Genomic DNA, 16,950 nt, shown 5'->3' on the forward strand with positions numbered 1-16,950 from the left:
GGCAGTACGAGCTAGCCGGCCTGGTGGCGCGGCTTAATCTGGCGGCGAAGCTTGGCTACGGGGACACTTTCGCGGTGCTCGGCGGGCTTCTGCGCGCGGTGCACGGCAACGATGCCGCCGCTGAGGTTGCGGTAGGTTACGTCAGTCCAGCCGGCGTCACTGAGCCACTGGGCCAAGTGGTCCTGGTCCGGCCAGGCACGGATGGACTCGGCGAGGTAAACGTAGGCATCCGGGTTGGAGGAAACCTTGGTGGCGATGGCCGGAAGCGCGCGCATCAGGTACTCCGTGTAGAGGTTGCGCCACAGCGGCACCACGGGGTGGGAGAACTCGGCAATGACCAGCCGGCCGCCGGGTTTGGTGACGCGCAGCATTTCCTCGAGGGCCTTGCGCGGTTCCACGACGTTGCGCAGGCCGAAGGAGATGGTGGAGGCGTCAAAGCTGTTGTCCGCGAACGGCAGGTTGGTGGCGTCCCCGGCGATGAAGTCGATGTCCGGACGGCGGCGCTTGCCGACTTTGAGCATGCCCAATGAGAAGTCGCAGGCTACGACGTCAACGCCGGCGTCTGCGTAGGGTTCGCTGGAGGTACCGGTTCCAGCGGCGAGGTCCAGGACCTTCTGGCCGACCTTGACGTCCATGGCGTCCACCACGATCCGGCGCCACCGCCGGGTCTGCCCCATGGACAGGACGTCATTGACGACGTCGTATTTTGGGGCGACATCATCAAACATCGTCGCAACTTCGTCCGGACGCTTTTCCAAGGATGCTCGGTTCACCCTGTAATTGTCTCAGACATTCCGCCGACTTTGCTGCGCTGTAGAAGTCGGCTCAGATTCTGGCTGCGGGCGGGAGTACTGTTGTTCCATCATGACCAGCACGCTCCGCACCTTGACAGTCCCCCTCGATGTTGAATCATCCTCCGGGGGGCTGCCGTCGTTTCTGGTGCGGGATGACGTGCTCTGCTGGTCCCGCCGCGAGGCCGGCCTGGTGGGCTTCGGTGAGCTGACCCGCTTCAGCGCCACCGGTCCCGAGCGTTTCCTTGAGGCCGATATGTGGTGGCGGCACATTATTCTTGAGGCCGAAATCACTGACCAGGTGGAGCTGCCGGGCACCGGGCCGGTCGCTTTCGGCTCCTTCGCCTTCTCCAAAACGTCCCCGCACGTCTCGCGCCTGATCCTGCCCGAGCTGGTGGTTGGCATCCGTGATGGCCGCGCCTGGGCCACCCAACTAACGTTCGACGACGGCGACCTCACCGAGGCCGGTGTCCTAGCCTCTGTTGACCACTGGCTGAGCGGCGGCGAGCCGAACGGCGAGGATTCAGCGGCAGGCGGGTCCGGCGTCGGACTCTCACCGGACGCTGTTGCCGCGGACGGTTACCTGAGCCACGGCTCGCTCAGCGAAGAAGCCTGGATGCAGGCGGTGGCCGATGGCGTGGAGGAGATCCGCGCCGGCAAATTGGAGAAGCTCGTGCTGGCCCGCGACGTCGTAGCCACCCTTCCGGACGGCGTCAACGCTGCGGAGGTTCTTCGCCAGCTCGCAGCCCGGTACCGCGAATGCTGGACGTACGGCGTTGACGGCCTGGTGGGCGCGACACCGGAGATGCTCATCCAGGTCGAAGGCCGCACGGCGCAGGCCCGCGTGCTGGCTGGCACCTTGGACCGTCGCGACGCTGACGGGATGGACGGTTCTCCGATGGAGTACGCCGAGCGGGTGCTGGCCGGTTCGGAGAAGCAGCGGCACGAACACGAGATTGCGATCGACTCCCTGACGCGACAGTTGGCCCCGTTCTCCGAGGCCATGAATTCGCATAGCGAGCCGTTCATCCTGGAGCTGCCCAATGTGTGGCATTTGGCCTCCGACGTGAAGGCGGAATTGGCCGATATCGAGGGACACGTCCCCACGTGCCTGGCCTTGATCAATGCGCTCCACCCCACTGCGGCTGTGTGCGGAACGCCAACGCTGGTAGCGGGGGCACTGATCCGCAAGCTTGAGCACCTGGACCGGGGCCCGTATGCCGGGCCCGTCGGGTGGCTGGATGCTGCGGGGAACGGCGAGTGGGGCATCGCCCTTCGCGGAGCCGTTATTGAGGATGCCAACACGGTCCGCCTGTACGCAGGTTGCGGCATTGTGGAGGGATCGCAGCCGGAGGCCGAGCTGGCGGAAACCTGGGCTAAATTCCGGCCAATGCTCGAGGCTTTAGGTATCCGGCGCTGAATCTGGGATCCCGGACAGCACATCCCTTTTGGCGGTTGATAAGTGCGTAAACTAGTTATCAAATAGTGAAACTTAGTTTCCTGTGATGCACATCTCATGTTCGGCGCTACACTAAAACCGACTCAGTTCAGCATCCACCGCAACAAAAGGTAAACAACATGCAGATCTCCCGTTCGGTTCTGTCCGGCACCAAGATGGCCGCCGTGCTCGCAGCCGGCGCCCTGGCCTTGACCGCTTGTGGCGGCTCGTCCACTCCGGCAGCCTCCAACGACTCCGGCCTCAAGCTCATCAACGCCGGCAAGCTCACGGTGTGCTCGGATGTTCCCTACGAGCCGTTTGAATTCCAGAAGGACGGCAAGATCGTTGGCTTCGACATGGACATCGCGGCCGAAATTGCCAAGGACACCAAGACCGAGCTCAACGTGGTGGACAGCTCCTTCGAGGCCATCGAAACCGGCACCGCACTGACCGGTTGCGACGTCTCCATCTCCTCGATCTCCATCACCGACGTCCGCAAGAACGTCATGGACTTCTCCAACCCGTACCTGGATGACGACCTGACCCTCGTTGCCACGTCCTCCTCGGGCATCAGCAACATCGACAGCGCGAAGGGCAAGAAGGTTGGCGTGCAGCAGGCCACCACCGGCGCACAGTACGCCAAGGACAAAGGAATTGACGCCCAGCAGTTCGAGGACTCCGGCCTCCTGGTCCAGGCACTCAAGGCCGGCACCATCGACGCCGCCATCGGCAACCAGTCCGTCCTTGGCTACGCCATCAAGGATGACTCCAACCTCAAGCGCGTCGAAGACTACGCAACGGGCGAGAAACTGGGCATCTCCATCAAGAAGGGCAACACGGCCATGGCAGATGCCGTGAACGCCACGCTCAAGCGCCTCACGGACGATGGCTCCATGAAGAAGTTCCAGAGCACCTGGTTCGGCGAAACCTCCAAGTAGCTCCCGACATCCACACAGGTGGGCCCCGAAACTACACGCTGTTTCGGGGCCCACCTGCGCAACACGAATGTGAGAACACCATGGCAATGACTGCACGTCAACGAGCCAAAGTCAGCCTGTACGTCCAAGCCGGAATCTTCGTAGTGGTCCTGGCCGCGGTGATCCTTGCCGTCGACTGGAAGACTGTTGGGAACAGCGTCTTCAACTTCGCCAAGATCGGGCCGATGTTCCCGGACATCTTCCTGGTGGGCCTCAAGAACACCCTTATCTACACGGCGTTGGCCTTCGTAGTGGGTTTGTCAGGCGGCCTTCTGCTTGCCCTGATGAAACTCTCCTCTTTCCCGCTGTACCGCTGGCTCGCAACGGGCTACATCGAGTTCTTCCGCGGTGTCCCTGCGCTGCTGGTCTTCATCGCCTTCGGCTACGGCGTTCCCCTGGCCTTCGGTGTCCAGTGGGACGTCAACATCGTGGTCATGGTTTCGCTGGGCATGGTGGCATCGGCGTACATCGCTGAAACCCTCCGCGCGGGTCTTCAGGCCGTGCCGAAGGGCCAGATGGAAGCCGCCCGTTCACTTGGCATGCCGCACTGGCGCGCCATGGTTTCGATCGTGATTCCCCAGGCGTTCAAGATCGTCCTGCCCCCGCTGACCAACGAGATCATCCTGCTCACCAAGGACTCCTCGCTGATTTACGTCCTGGGCCTCACGGCTTCCCAGTACGAGCTCACCAAGTTCGGCCGCGACGGCATCTCCAGCCTCGGCGCGGGCCTGACTCCGCTGCTCGTGGCCGGCGCCTTCTACCTGGTCATCACCATCCCCTTGAGCCTCCTGGCACGGAAGTTCGAAAGCCGCTCCGCGCGGACGAAGCGATAGGCAGGACAGTCATGAACGACGTCGTAAACAGCACCGTTCGCGCCGCTGGCGTGGATATCAAGGACCTGCGCAAGTCCTACGGCAGCAACGAAGTCCTCAAGGGCATCTCGCTGACCGTGGAACCGGGCCAGGTGGTTTGCCTGATCGGGCCTTCCGGCTCGGGCAAGTCCACGCTCCTGCGCTGCGTCAACCTGTTGGAGCAGCCCAATGCGGGCACGATCAACGTGGGCAAGTTCGAAGCAACGGATCCCGATGTTGACCTGAACAAGATGCGCCAAAGCGTGGGCATGGTGTTCCAGCACTTCAACCTGTTCCCGCACCTCAGCGTGCTGGACAACTGCACCATCTCGCAGATGAAGGTCCTCAAGCGCTCCAAGTCCGAGGCCGCCAATGTGGCCCGCCACAACCTGGAGCGCGTGGGGCTGGGCCACTTGGCCGACCGTTTCCCGGACCAGCTCTCCGGCGGGCAGCAGCAGCGTGTCGCAATCGCCAGGGCACTGTCCATGGACCCGCAACTGATGCTCTTCGATGAGCCCACCTCTGCGTTGGACCCCGAGACCGTCGGCGATGTCCTGGCAGTCATGCGCAAACTCGCGCAGGAAGGCATGACCATGTTGGTGGTCACGCACGAGATGGGCTTCGCCCGCGAAGTCGCCGACCGCGTTGTCTTCATGGACGCCGGTGTTGTGGTGGAAGAAGGCCCGGCCGAGCACGTCATCAGTGCTCCTACCCAGCCGCGCACCAAGGAATTCCTGCGCCGCGTCCTGGATCCGACACACATCGGCGTCGAGGAAGCGTAACTTTCTGCCCACGCATATACGCTGGCTCCACGCATACTGATTGGCGCCACAGAAACGGGAGGGCGACACCCACATTTGGGTGTCGCCCTCCCGTTTCTGGTTCAGCTACGATTTTGGGTGGCCTGCAGAAGCACGACGGCGGCGGGGAACCCCCGCGGCCTCAAGTGCGCGTTCCAGCTTGCTCACCGTCAGGTCGCTCCACACCAGCCGGAACACTCTTCGGCCGGTGGCGCGTATGGCGTCTTCACGGGCCTTCTCTTCGATCACAACCTGGGAAGGCGTACGTCCCTTCAAGTACTCCGGCTTCATGTACTTTTCGCGGCCATCGAATTCTCCAACCAAGCCAACGCTCTTCCAGTAGTAGTCCGTGTATACCGTTCCCCTCATGGTTTTCACCGCATACTGCAGCAGAGGCACCTCGAATCCGAGGACGTGTATCAAGGCCCGGGCATAGGACTCTCCGGGCGAACCAGAGTCTCCGGCACCGAACTCCACCGCCGCCGTGATTCGCCTGTCCGCTGCTTTGGAGTATGTCCCCTTGATGCCGTCCAAGAGTTGCTCCTTGGTTACAGGCTGGGAGTTTCGATTTCTGTTCAGCAGGAAATCCACCGGAACAACGGCCTCGGCAAAGGGAACCGACGCAGCGATGTCCAATACCGTCCGAACCCGGTCCGTGACCAGGAACCCGTTGACCTCCTGGACCTGCTCGCTTCCTTCGACTACTAAGTGGCGTCTCACCCCTGCACGCGAACGGCCACCTCCGGCATAAGTGGTCAGGGCATGGACAGGCTGCTGGCGCAGGATGGTTGGGATTCCATGGATCGACGCCGCCGAGTGATGCGAGAAGATAGTCGGAGCAGCCAAGCACTCCGCTGCCGCTTCTACGTTCAGGGCGTACCTTTCCCAGCTCTCCAGCTTCTGCCATTGCGTGGCATCGACGTAGACACCGTGCCTGATACGAACGAGCTTTCCGGCCCTCGCATCGACGGAAAGTGGCCTGGCATCGCCTCTGAGCATGGTCAGATCCTTGGCAAGGATGAGTTTGGGTAGCCTTCGCATTCCAACAGTCTTCGTCGGACGCTGTTGCACTTCGAGGGAAGAGTTGTCCTATGTGGATAACCACCCGATCGCCACGCGAACTGCCCGGTGCCCGGAAAACGGACTGACGACACCCGAATGTGGGTAGCCTTGGTCAGTTTCGGTGGCTCTCGTCAGTTTCAGTGGCCCACGGCGGCGTTGATGGCTTCCTTGATCCGGGCATGGAGTCCACGCAAGCCCACCCGGTCCACGCGCACCTCCACAATGGTGCGCCCCTTCAGCGGCGACTTCAGCGCTTCGGCAAGTTCCGCCGTCGTACTTACCGCTTGGTGTCCGACGCCGTAGGCCGCCGCGAGTGCCGCGATGTCCACTGAGTGCGGGGTACCGAAAAGGCGTTCAACGGCGGTGCCGTATGCGCCCGAGTCTTCGACGGCGCCGTGCTCCAGGAGGCTGAAGATGGCTCCGCCGGAATCGTTGAGGACCACGATGCGAAGATCCGGAACTGGTTCGCCGTGGCCGATGAGCAATCCGCCGGCGTCGTGGAGGAACGTGACATCGCCCAGGAGCGCAGTGGTTTCGCGGCCGCTGCCCAGCGCGATTCCCGTGGCTGTGGCGATGGTGCCGTCGATTCCGGCCAAGCCGCGGTTGGCGTAAACCGTTGCGATAGGCGCGGTGTGTGGTTGCCCCGCGAGGTCGACGTCGCGGATGCCGTTGGAGGAGCCGAGGACCAGCTGGCCCCGGGCGTGTTCCCAAACCGCTGCCCCAACGGACGGGCCATTGGCAGCACTCTCCCCCGCCAACACACTGTCCAAGCCATGTTGGGCTGCGGCGGCTGCGAGGAGCCAGGAGTCGAGCCATTCCGCGGAGCCACGGCCCGCGAAATCCGCGAGCTCCGGGAGTGTTTCAATGGGCGTTTCGCGTCGCCGGCCCGCCTCGTACCAGGCAACCGGGACCGGCTGGTAGATGGCGGACTGTACGGACATACGCGCCAGCAGTGACGCGACGGGACGCGACAGCGTTGCCCGGCCGAACAGGACCACACGTTCGATCGGGGTTGAAGATTCGGGCCCGAAGTGCTGAAGCAGCACGCGATACGGGCCCACTGCATTAGGGCCGAAGCGCGCGTTGGATGATGGCTCTGCAAGCAACGGCAAGCCATGTGCCCGCGCGAAAGCTTCGGCCACGGGTCCTGCATCGTGACCGGCGAGGACCACGGTGCGTCGCTCGGGGAGTTCGCTGGATGCCGCCGTCAAGTCCAGTGCTTGAGGACCGGCGTCGTAATGGAACACGCCGTGTCCCTGCGTTTCCGGGAGGGCGTCGTTGGCCGCTGGAACCAAAGGATCACGGAACGCAAGGTTCAGCTGGACGGGGCCGGGCGGGGTGTCTTCGAGGGCGCCCGTCGCGGCATAAAGTGCAGTGGCAACAGCCTTTTGCGGATCGTCACCCGCGGGGACGTCGACGGCGAATCGCACGTGCTCGCCGAAAAGGTCCAGTTGGATGGTGGTCTGGTTGGCCCCGGTCCCGTGGAGTTCTTCGGGCCGGTCCGCTGAAATGACAACCACGGGCACGGCCGAATGGTTGGCCTCCATCACGGCCGGAAGAAGGTTGCCCACGGCCGTCCCGGAGGTGGTGACGACAGCGACGGGAGCTTCCGTTGAGAGCGCCAGCCCCAGGGCCGTGAATCCGGCGTCGCGTTCATCGATCCGCACGTGGAGCCGGACCCGGCCCGCAGCTTCGGCTTCCGCGAGGGCGTAGGCCATGGGGGCCGACCGCGAACCCGGCGCCACCACCACATGCCGCACACCGCCGTCGAGCAGCGTAGTTACGGCGATCCGTGCGGCGGCGATGGATGTCAGAGAGTCCTGGGAAGTCACCGCTCCAGTCTATTGGGGCGGTGATGGAGCGTCCGCCGGAACCGGGCGGGACGTGAGGGAGCGTCCGCCGGAACCGGGCGGGATGTGAGAGAGGGACAGTGTGGGAATGCTCTCCCACCCGGGGGTCGGGCGGGAGAGCATTCGTGGTTTTAGGAAAGGTCAGTGCTACTTGCGGAAGACCTGCACGATCGCAGGGCGCGGGGCCCGCACTGCACCGGCCGGAGCGGGGGCGCCTGCAGCAACGTAGTCCGGGAAGTACGAGTGCGGCGCGTCGAACGTGCCTTCCTCACCCGGGTGCTGGACGGCGACAAACACCGTGCGCTCTTCGTCGTGGACGATCGGGCCACAGGTTTCGGCGTCGCGGGGTACGGCCAGGAACTGCTCCACCTTGCCGCGCTCCGGGCCTTCCAACGTGACCTTGAACAGACCGTCGTTGTAGCCGATGGTGGACGGGGCACCGTCGGTGGAGATCCAGAGGTTGCCCACCGAGTCGAAGGCCACATTGTCGGGGCAGGAGATGGGCGACACCTTATCCGCCGGGAAGCCGGAGAAGTAAGCGGACTTGTTCTTGGCGGGATCGCCCGCAACAAGCAGGAGGGTCCAGTTGAACTTGGTGCCGGTCTGCCCCGGCGCCTCAGTGATCTCCACGATGTGGCCGTCACGGTTCTGGGTGCGGGGGTTGACCTCCGTCGCGCCTTCCTTACCGGCCTTGCCGCGGTCGGAGTTGTTGGTGCAGGCCACGTAGATCTTGCCCGTGAGCAGGTTGGGCTGGACGTCTTCGCAACGGTCCATCTTGGTGGGTCCGACCTTGTCAGCGGCCAGGCGGGTGTACACAAGGACCTCGGCCACGGACATACCCGGAACCGCGGAGACGCCACCAACCACCAAGGGCAGCCATTCGCCCGAACCGTCGAAAGCGCCGTCGGCCGGGAGCTTGCCGGTACCGTCGATCTCGGCGGCGGGCGAGTCACCCGTGAAGCGGGCCACATACAGGTCGCCTTCTGAGAGAAGGTTCATGTTGTTTTGGCGGGCAGCCTTCGAATCACCGGGCTGGTACTTGCCCTTGGAGACGAACTTGTAAAGGTAGTCGAAACGCTCGTCATCACCCATGTAGGCAACTACGTGGCCGTCGGGGGCAACGATCACGTTGGCGCCCTCGTGCTTGAACCGGCCCATGGCCGAGTGCTTCCTCGGGGTGGATGTGGGATCGAAGGGGTCCACTTCCACGATCCAGCCAAAGCGGTTGGTTTCGTTCGCGAACCCGGCGTTGCGGGTGTCGAAGCGGGGCTCGTCCAGCTCCCACTGCCGAGCGGTGGGCTTGGCAGACAGGCCGTAGCGCTTGTCCGAGTCGCTCGTGCCGGGCGCAACGAAGTATCCGTTGAAGTTTTCTTCGCCGGAGAGGATGGTGCCCCACGGGGTGGTGCCGCCGGAGCAGTTTCCGAGCGTGCCCTTGATCCAGCGGCCGGCTGGGTCATCGATGGTCTTGACCAGGTTCGTACCGGCAGCCGGGCCGGTCAGCTCGTAGACGGTGTTGGTGAGGAAGCGGCGGTTCAAGGGTGCGCCCTGGACGTAGCTCCACGGCTTGTTCTTGTTCTTGCGCTCAAGCTCCACCACTGCGAGGCCGTGGGCGGCGCGGCCGATGGCACGGCCCTCGGCAGCATCGAAGCCGACCGGCAGCATGATGTTCTCGTTGGTGTACTCGTGGTTGGTGAACAGGACAGCGCGGCGATCCTTGGAATCGGGGATCGGAAGGATGTCCGTGTAGTCGTTGTTGTAGCCGAACTGGCGTGCCTGCGCGGCCGCGGTCTGCTTGGTGATGTCGAAGGCCGGCGAGTCGCTGAACAGCGGATCACCCCAGCGGATGATTGGGTTCCAGCCGAACCCCTCAGGGACGGTGAATTCGTCGACGGCGGCGTCGACCGGCTTGATCGCGGTGAACTTGAGCTTGGACTTATCGAAGCCCTTCTTGGCAGCGTCGGAGAGTCCGTTCCCGGAGTCGGCGACTGCGGCATCGGTGCCGGTCACTGCGCTGCCAAGAACGACGGCGAGTGCACCCGCAGCGCCGAGGCCAAGAGCCGCGCGGCGTGACATGGCCGTGGAGGCGATGTCCCTGAAGTAGCCGTTGGTGCTGGTGTTACAGACATCGCCAGAGCAGGCGTTGTCGCATTTCAGAGCACACGTGACTGGGCTGCGCTTGCCTTTGGTATGGCCGAGCATGGGGAGCAGCGGGAACGTGCGTCCGGTGGTTTCAGACATGGGGATGACCTTCCAGAGGGTGTACGGGATTCCCGTTGAGCTTTTCAGCGGAATCCGAATCCGGGAGGTCGCTCGGGTTAAGACTGAGTGAACAAAGGGTGGTGGTCCCGCGCCAGGACGTCGTGCACCCGTCGGAGCCGGTCCAGCCACCAATCCCGGCGGTCCGCCGAAGCCGCGTACTGCTCCAGCAGTCCGGGATCGGGGTGCGTGTCACGCAACGGTATGGCGCCGTCGTCGGCTACCAACGGATCCAAGGTGACGTCTGAGGCAAACAGGGACACCGTGCCCAGGCCGCAGGCGTAGGGAAGGGACGGAAGGGAAGCTGCGAGCGCGAGCCCGGCCCGGATTCCCACCGAGGTGTCCAGCGCGGAACTGACGACGGCAGGCAGCCCGGCTTGCCCGACGATGTCCAACGCCCGCCTGACTCCCCCGAGCGGTGCTACCTTGACGACAATGAGGTCCGCAGCCCCCGTCTTGGCTACACGGAGGGGGTCATCCTCTTTGCGAACACTTTCGTCGGCGGCGATCAAGACCGGCGTACCTGCGTCGGCAAGACGACGGCGGACCTCGGCCAAACCTTCAATGGTGGGAACGGGTTGCTCGGCGTACTCGAGGCCCTGCGATGACAGCGCCCCAAGCGCCTCCACAGCTTGGTTAACGTTCCATCCACCGTTCGCATCCACCCTGATGGCGGCCTCGGGAAGGGCCCGACGTACTGCTGCTACCCGAGCGAAGTCGTCGGCGAGTTCCTGTCCCTTCTCGGCGACCTTGATCTTGACAGCATCGACCCGGCCAAAGCGGGCCAGGACGTCCGGTACCCGCTCGGCCCGAACTGCCGGAACTGTGGCGTTAACCGGAATCACATGCCGCAGTGGCGAAGGAAACCCCACCCAACCTGCCTCCACGGCGGCAGCGAGCCAGCGGGAGGACTCTTCGTCGTCGTACTCGGGAAACGGGCAGAACTCGCCCCAGCCGCGAGGTCCCTGAAGCAGCAGGGTTTCGCGCTGCATGATGCCCCGGAACTTCACGCGCATGGGCAGCGACACAACGTGGGCGGAGTCCAGGAGTTCTTCGAGGGCAGGAAGGCTTGCAGGCATAGTGCCACTGTACCGGCGGCTTTGCGGGCCACACGGCGGCAGTTGGCCTATGTGGACATCTCAAACGGCCCAGTAGTTTTGGACAGTTCCAAGGACATCAGCCAACCGGGCTCCGGAAAGGACCACAGAGCTTTCGGGTACCCCCAGTTCGTCCCATTTGGCCACGATGCGGATATCGCCCTCCCCGGGCAGTGGCCATAGCCAGAACTGCGCAGATCCGTCCACTTGCTCATCCCCGGCACTGCCTCCGCCGCCGCCCCGGTGGGTGAGGACCGGCCCTGAGACGTCTTCGGTGTCCTCCAACATTGCCGGCGTGGGATGCGAGGCAATCGCCTTGCTCCCATCGGCGAGCGAGACTCCGACCTTGATTCCCGGCAGTCCCGGACGGCTGAAGCTTTGCTCCAGAATGTCCCGCCATTCCTGGGCCGACTCGTCTACGCGTCGCACGGACCACTTGAGGTCCAGCAAACAGCCAGTGGAGTACACCTCCGCCATCTTCAACGCCACCACCACGTGGGCGCTTTGGTACACAAAAGCTCCGATGGGCAGGATGCCCGGCAGCTCGTCCGACGGCGGGCCGAACCATCCGGGCCGGATGGGCTGCGGTTGGCGTGGCCGTTCCGGCAATTCAGGGACGTCGTCGAAGAAGCTCATATTCCATGCTTACACCGCCACGCGGCGCCTGGGGAGGGCCATCTGGCAACTAAGGGACGGCAACCGCGATATTCTCAAAGTCACGACTCAATGCGGGGGAAACATGACTCAATCTATGCCCGGTTCACCAACACCTGCCGGCTGGTATCCGGACCCTTCGGACCCCAGGTTTGTCCGGTGGTGGGACGGCCACGCGTGGACAGCCAACCAGGCCCCGCGCCAGGGGCAGTACCAGCCAGCCTTCACGCCGCAACGCCCGCGGATCAGTGAGGGGACACCTGTTTACAACCCCTTCATCTGGGCTATCACGCTGTTGCCGCTGGTCTCGGTCATCTTCCTGCTGTTCTGGCAGCCGGAGTTCCGGATGATCACCACCCGCAGTGGCGCGACCACTGTGGACCCGTTCTCGATGTATACCCCGGCGTATTTCCTCAGCCTGGGATCGGGTTTCATCGCCTATGGCCTCTCGGTGTTTTTCGCCTATCTGGACCGTCAGCGCCTGCTGAAGTCCGGCGTCGAGCGTCCGTTCCATTGGGCGTGGGCGTTCCTCAACGCCGCTGTGTACGTGATTGGCCGCTCGGTGATCGTCAACAAGGTTGCCCCGAAACGGGGGCTGTGGCCGATCTGGGTCACCATCGCCGTGTTCGTGCTCACCATGGTGGTTGCAGGTATTTGGACGTCCAACATGATGCAGTCCATGTACAACCAGCTCGGCTACTCGGTCACCACGTAGCTCACCCGCAGCTCACAACGTAGCCGTGGTGGCCGCCCAGCTGCTCAGGAGCTTGATGTGTTCCTCGTGGACGGTGCCTGGCTCCGCTGTGTAGACGCTGAGTTCGTTGACGGCCCGAGGCAGGGTGGGCAGGGCGAGGGACTGGTAAGTGAGTTCCAGATACCCCACCACGGGGTGCTGCAACCGCTTCATGCCCTCGTGGCGGAACCGGATATCGTGTGATCCCCAAAGCTCCCTGAATTCGGGGCTCAGGGTGGAGAGCTCGCCCACCAGTTCGCGCAAGGCCCGGTCGTGGGGCTCCCGTCCGGCTTCTGCGCGTAGAAGAGCCGCCGTGGCAGCGGCGCCGGCTTCCCAGTCGATGTAGAAGTCCCGTGACGCCGGATCGAGGAAATGGAAGCGGGCAAAATTGGGGCGGCCATTCGCCGTGGTGGTTTCGCTGGCGAACATCTGAGCGTGCAGCGCCCGTCCCAAGGCGTTGGATGCGACGATGTCCAGGCGGCCATTCCTGATGAACGCCGCGGACATGGTGATGGAGTCCACCATCCATTGGACGGGTGCGGCCACTTCCGTGTCCTTGCGCCTGGGAGCGGAGCGATTCGTGGTCCTGGCCGCTTTGGCGAGCTCGAACAGGTACGTCCGCTCCTCTTCGTTCAGTTGCAACGCCCTGGCTACGGCGTAGAGGACGTCATCCGAAACGCCACTGATGTTCCCCTTTTCCAAGCGGGCGTACCACTCCGGGCTGACGCCTGCCAGCACGGCTACTTCCTCGCGCCGAAGGCCCGGCACCCGACGCCTGCTGCCCGATGGAAGCCCAACCTGTTCCGGGAGGAGTTTCGCGCGGCGCGTAGCGAGGAAATCCTTGATGTCGGCACGGTTGTCAGGCAGGTTGTTCATGGATTTACAGTATCGCTGCCGCGCCACACTATGGGGGCCACAACCTGTACCCCCTATCAACGGAGCCTGTCCCGCAGAACCGAAGCCTCACACGCGTTAGATAGACTTCAGGGAACAGAGCACGGAAGGACGTTCCCATGAACCGCAAGGCCACCGCCCTGGACGTCGCCAAGAGGGCGGGAGTTTCCCGGAGCGCGGTCTCGCTGGTACTGAACGGCCGCGGCGACGGCAATGTGGCCAAGGACAGCCAGGACCGGATCCGCCAGGCGGCCCAGGAACTCAACTACTCCCCCAACGCCATTGCGCTGAGCCTGCGCAACCAGCGGTCCCGAGTCATCGGCATCCTGTCCGACGAGGTGGTGGTGAGCCCCTTCGATGGCAACATCATCGGCGGCGCTGACGACGTCGCCCGGAGCCGCGGTTTCGTGACGGTGGTCATGGACACAGAGAGCGATACTGCCCGTGATGCGAGCGCCATCGAGACACTGTTGGATCGCCAAGTAGACGGGCTCATGTACGTGACTGTGGGATTGAAGCCGATCGAGGTGCCACAAGGCATGCTTCGTGTCCCGTCGGTCCTGGCAAATTGTTATGACGCACACCCTGAGCCGCAGCTCCACCATGTCATCCCGGACGAGGTCACCGGCGGCAGGGAGGCAACGGAGCATCTCCTGCAACTGGGCCACACGGATATTGCCCTGCTTGCCGGTTCCTTGGACTCTCCCGCGGCTCCCCTGCGCGTGCAGGGTTACCGGGACGCCTTCGCCACTGCGGGGCTCGCAGCGAGCGAGGGGCGGATCCACATGGCGGGCTGGGATATCGATGCCGGTTTCCACGGGGCCATGAAGCTGCTCGACGGCGTGTCCCCGGCTGATCGACCCACCGCCATCATGTGCGCGAACGACCGGCTGGCCGTCGGGGTAGCCCTCGCCGCCGCACGCCTTGGATTGAACGTCCCTGCGGACCTGTCCATCATGGGCTACGACGACGAGACCCGGATCGCCGACACCATGGTCCCCGCCCTCACCACCATGGCCCTGCCGTTGCGGGAGGTAGGGCGCGCGGCGATGACCACGCTGCTGGACGCCCTGGAACGTACCGAAGGCGCGGCGGAGGAAGCCACGAAGGAAACGATGGTCCCCTGCCGCCTTGTCATCCGCGAATCCACTGGCCCGGCGCCAACCCGCTGACCTGCCACGTTGTGAGGCCCGCTCTGCACCCTAAAAGGGCGAAATACCCTGCAGAGCGGGCCTCACAACGCAGGTCAGCGAACGACGCCGGCCTGCCGCCTTAGCGGGGCAGCGCCAACTCCCACACGTCGGCAGTCGCGCCCGGGGGCAGGGTGAGCTCCCACGACTCCCCGGGAGCGGGGTAGGCACGAACCGTCGTAGCCACGGACCCGGTACGGTATACCTCCACGAGGGAGGCGTCGACGAAGATCCTCAGCTCCTCCCCTTCAGCCAGGGAACCTGAGTAAACCGCCTGGGCCGCGGGACCTGAGCCAAGCACCAGGTCGATGGAACCGGCCAGTGAACCGTCACCCCGCACCAGAACCTCGGCAAACCCAGGCACGGCAACCGATCCTGCAGCGCCGACCGCCAGGGCAGCACCACGGTATGCGAGGACCTCAGGCGCAGGAGCGACAACCAAGGAACCATCAACCACGGACAAGACGCGAGGATGTGTCAGCACACCCGACCATCCGGCGTCGTCGATTTCCTCTTGGGTGCGGCCCCGGCGACCATCGCGCCCGGGCCCCTCGTTGGCCCAGCCCCACAGCAGGGCAGACGGCGTGGAACCGGTGGAAAGCTGCAGGATCTGGGGCGCATAGAAATCCCGTCCAAGATCGGACTTTCCTCCAGTAACGGGCGTAAAGACCGGCAGCCCGGTCTCTGGGTCCGCGGTGAGCGAACCGATCAAGTGGCCCACACCGTTGGCGTGCTCATGGTCGTCCCCGGAGAGCCACAGCGAGAACATCATGACCCATTCCCCCGTCGGCACCTGGACCAGTTGCGGGCACTCCCAGATTTCTGCTGGCGTGTGCTCCCCAGCGACAGTATCAGCCGTGGACAGCCAGATTCCCTGGTACATCCAGTCATCGAGGGAATCCACCGTGTACAGCAGCAGGGCAGCTCGACCGTCAGCAAGTCCCGCCCCCTGCATGGCGTAGCGGGCACCGTTGAAGCGGAAGATGAAGGGGTCGCGAACGGCGGTGACAAGAGGATCGGCCGGCATGGAGGCGGCAACATGCCCCTCCTGGGACCAGGTCACCAAGTCCGAGGAACCCCGGGCAATGACCACCTGCGAATGCCCGCCGTGATCCTTGACTCCGGAGTAAGCAGCGGTCGGCACGCCGTCGTCGGAGGTGACCACACCTGTCCAGCAGCCCGCTGAGTCCGGCCCGCCCGGCTGTGGCGATAGCGCCATCGGGTGTTCTTCCCAGCGGACCAGGTCCGGGGAGCTCACGTGGCCCCAGCAGATCTGGGAATGCCGCGCGGACAAGGGGTTGTACTGGAAAAACACGTGGTACCGGCCGTCGATGTAGCTGACCCCGTTGGGGTCGTTGATCCATCCTTGCGCCGGACGCGGGTGGAAGCGTGGAAAGGCCGGATCCGGGTGCGTGGCCGCCAGAGACAGGGAGGAAGAGAGTGCAAGGTCCGTCAACGGAACCCCTTTCAGAAAGATGAAGAGGAGACTATTTGCCCGTGCCTGCGGTGAGTCCGTCCTGCAGCGCGCGCTGGCCGAACATGAACACCACCAGTGCGGGAATCATGGACAGGACAACACCGGCGAGCACCACGGAGATGCTTCCAGTGCCGAGGTTGCCTTGAAGCGAGACAAGGCCCAGGGGCAGCGTGAAGTTCTGCTCCGAGATGGTCATGATGAGAGGCCGGAAGAACTCGTTCCAGTGGAAGTTGAACGCCAGGATGCCCACGATCGCCAAGCCCGGCATGGCCAGCGGCGCGTACACGGACCGGAAGGTCCGCCACGGCGATGCGCCGTCGATCGCAGCCGCTTCAGCGAGCTCACCCGGCAACCCCATGAAGTACTGGCGCATCAGGAAGGTACCGAACGCCGTGGGGATAGCCGGAATGATCAGCGCGAGCAGTGTGTCGGAAAGCCCCACGCCGCGGATGAGCATGAACACCGGCACGATCGTCACCTGCGCGGGCACCATCATGGTGGCCAGCACAATTGAGAACAGGGCACCCCGCCCCTTGAAGCGAAGGTGCGCGAAGGCGTAGCCGGCCAGCGCCGCCGTCACCATTTGTCCGACGGCGATCAGCCCCGTTACCAGGGCACTGTTCACCACCAGCAGCACGATGTTGAGCTGCTTGAAGACCTGCGTATAGGAGGTGAGGTCCGGGTTCAGCGGCAGGAACGCGGGCGGAAGTTTGAAGGATTCCGACGGCGGCCGCAGCGAGGTGGACAGCGTCCACAACACCGGGCCAAGGACAAAGACGGACGCTATCAGCAGGACGATGATGCGGCCGGCCACTGACCAGTCCCGTTTCTTCCGGGTGACTGCGGGCGCAGTGGTGACACGTTCTTGAATGGTGGTCAT

Annotated in this window: 15 protein-coding genes; 6 read left to right on the forward strand and 9 right to left on the reverse strand. The window is 64.0% G+C overall.

Annotated elements, in window-relative coordinates; all coding sequences use genetic code 11:
- Nucleotides 1-11 precede the first annotated feature (11 nt).
- Nucleotides 12-773, reverse strand: coding sequence for a demethylmenaquinone methyltransferase (locus NEK97_RS15335; protein ID WP_211711989.1), 762 nt, complete (start codon nt 771-773; stop codon nt 12-14).
- A gap of 91 nt (nt 774-864) precedes the next feature.
- Between NEK97_RS15335 and NEK97_RS15340 the strand changes: the two genes are divergently transcribed.
- The 4 genes from NEK97_RS15340 to NEK97_RS15355 all read left to right on the forward strand — a co-directional run bounded on the left by NEK97_RS15340 (nt 865) and on the right by NEK97_RS15355 (nt 4,839).
- A complete protein-coding gene (locus tag NEK97_RS15340) occupies nt 865-2,211 on the forward strand; it encodes an isochorismate synthase MenF (protein WP_257370662.1) in 1,347 nt (448 codons plus the stop codon).
- Nucleotides 2,212-2,369: 158 nt separating this feature from the next.
- Nucleotides 2,370-3,167: an ABC transporter substrate-binding protein gene (locus NEK97_RS15345; RefSeq protein WP_257370664.1), complete on the forward strand. Its 798-nt coding sequence runs from the start codon at nt 2,370-2,372 to the stop codon at nt 3,165-3,167.
- Between the two features lie 80 nt (nt 3,168-3,247).
- Nucleotides 3,248-4,039 (forward strand): amino acid ABC transporter permease, encoded by a 792-nt coding sequence (locus tag NEK97_RS15350; protein ID WP_211711986.1) that lies wholly within the window; start codon nt 3,248-3,250, stop codon nt 4,037-4,039.
- A gap of 11 nt (nt 4,040-4,050) precedes the next feature.
- Nucleotides 4,051-4,839, forward strand: a complete 789-nt coding sequence (locus tag NEK97_RS15355) for an amino acid ABC transporter ATP-binding protein (protein WP_235517248.1) — start codon at nt 4,051-4,053, stop codon at nt 4,837-4,839.
- Between the two features lie 105 nt (nt 4,840-4,944).
- Here the strand turns inward: NEK97_RS15355 and NEK97_RS15360 are convergent, their stop codons facing one another.
- The 5 genes from NEK97_RS15360 to NEK97_RS15380 all read right to left on the reverse strand — a co-directional run bounded on the left by NEK97_RS15360 (nt 4,945) and on the right by NEK97_RS15380 (nt 11,758).
- On the reverse strand, nt 4,945-5,898 hold the full coding sequence (locus NEK97_RS15360) for a hypothetical protein (protein WP_257370668.1): 954 nt from the start codon (nt 5,896-5,898) through the stop codon (nt 4,945-4,947).
- Between the two features lie 158 nt (nt 5,899-6,056).
- Entirely contained in the window at nt 6,057-7,751 is a 1,695-nt protein-coding gene (gene menD / locus NEK97_RS15365; RefSeq protein WP_257370669.1) for a 2-succinyl-5-enolpyruvyl-6-hydroxy-3-cyclohexene-1-carboxylic-acid synthase, read from the reverse strand.
- A 165-nt stretch (nt 7,752-7,916) separates the two neighbouring features.
- On the reverse strand, nt 7,917-10,007 hold the full coding sequence (locus tag NEK97_RS15370) for a PhoX family phosphatase (protein WP_257370670.1): 2,091 nt from the start codon (nt 10,005-10,007) through the stop codon (nt 7,917-7,919).
- Between the two features lie 77 nt (nt 10,008-10,084).
- A complete protein-coding gene (locus NEK97_RS15375; protein WP_257370671.1) occupies nt 10,085-11,104 on the reverse strand; it encodes an o-succinylbenzoate synthase in 1,020 nt (339 codons plus the stop codon).
- A gap of 60 nt (nt 11,105-11,164) precedes the next feature.
- Nucleotides 11,165-11,758, reverse strand: a complete 594-nt coding sequence (locus tag NEK97_RS15380; RefSeq protein WP_257370672.1) for a hypothetical protein — start codon at nt 11,756-11,758, stop codon at nt 11,165-11,167.
- Between the two features lie 103 nt (nt 11,759-11,861).
- Between NEK97_RS15380 and NEK97_RS15385 the strand changes: the two genes are divergently transcribed.
- Complete coding sequence (locus NEK97_RS15385) at nt 11,862-12,491, forward strand: DUF2510 domain-containing protein (protein WP_257370673.1); 630 nt, start codon at nt 11,862-11,864, stop codon at nt 12,489-12,491.
- 12 nt (nt 12,492-12,503) lie between these two features.
- Here NEK97_RS15385 and NEK97_RS15390 read toward each other — a convergent pair whose 3' ends face one another.
- The gene (locus tag NEK97_RS15390) at nt 12,504-13,385 is read right to left on the reverse strand and encodes a helix-turn-helix transcriptional regulator (protein WP_235517255.1); all 882 of its coding nucleotides are present in this window, start codon (nt 13,383-13,385) and stop codon (nt 12,504-12,506) included.
- Between the two features lie 137 nt (nt 13,386-13,522).
- On the opposite strand from NEK97_RS15390, the gene NEK97_RS15395 reads away from it, so the two are divergent.
- The gene (locus tag NEK97_RS15395; RefSeq protein ID WP_257370675.1) at nt 13,523-14,575 is read left to right on the forward strand and encodes a LacI family DNA-binding transcriptional regulator; all 1,053 of its coding nucleotides are present in this window, start codon (nt 13,523-13,525) and stop codon (nt 14,573-14,575) included.
- A gap of 100 nt (nt 14,576-14,675) precedes the next feature.
- Here NEK97_RS15395 and NEK97_RS15400 read toward each other — a convergent pair whose 3' ends face one another.
- Both NEK97_RS15400 and NEK97_RS15405 read right to left on the reverse strand, forming a co-directional pair.
- Nucleotides 14,676-16,049 carry a glycoside hydrolase family 32 protein gene (locus tag NEK97_RS15400; RefSeq protein WP_257370676.1) on the reverse strand — a complete coding sequence of 458 codons (1,374 nt, stop codon included), beginning with the start codon at nt 16,047-16,049 and terminating at the stop codon, nt 14,676-14,678.
- 31 nt (nt 16,050-16,080) lie between these two features.
- Nucleotides 16,081-16,950: a carbohydrate ABC transporter permease gene (locus tag NEK97_RS15405; RefSeq protein ID WP_257370677.1), complete on the reverse strand. Its 870-nt coding sequence runs from the start codon at nt 16,948-16,950 to the stop codon at nt 16,081-16,083.

The organism is Paenarthrobacter sp. UW852 (assembly GCF_024608385.1).
Classification (GTDB): Bacteria; Actinomycetota; Actinomycetes; order Actinomycetales; family Micrococcaceae; genus Arthrobacter.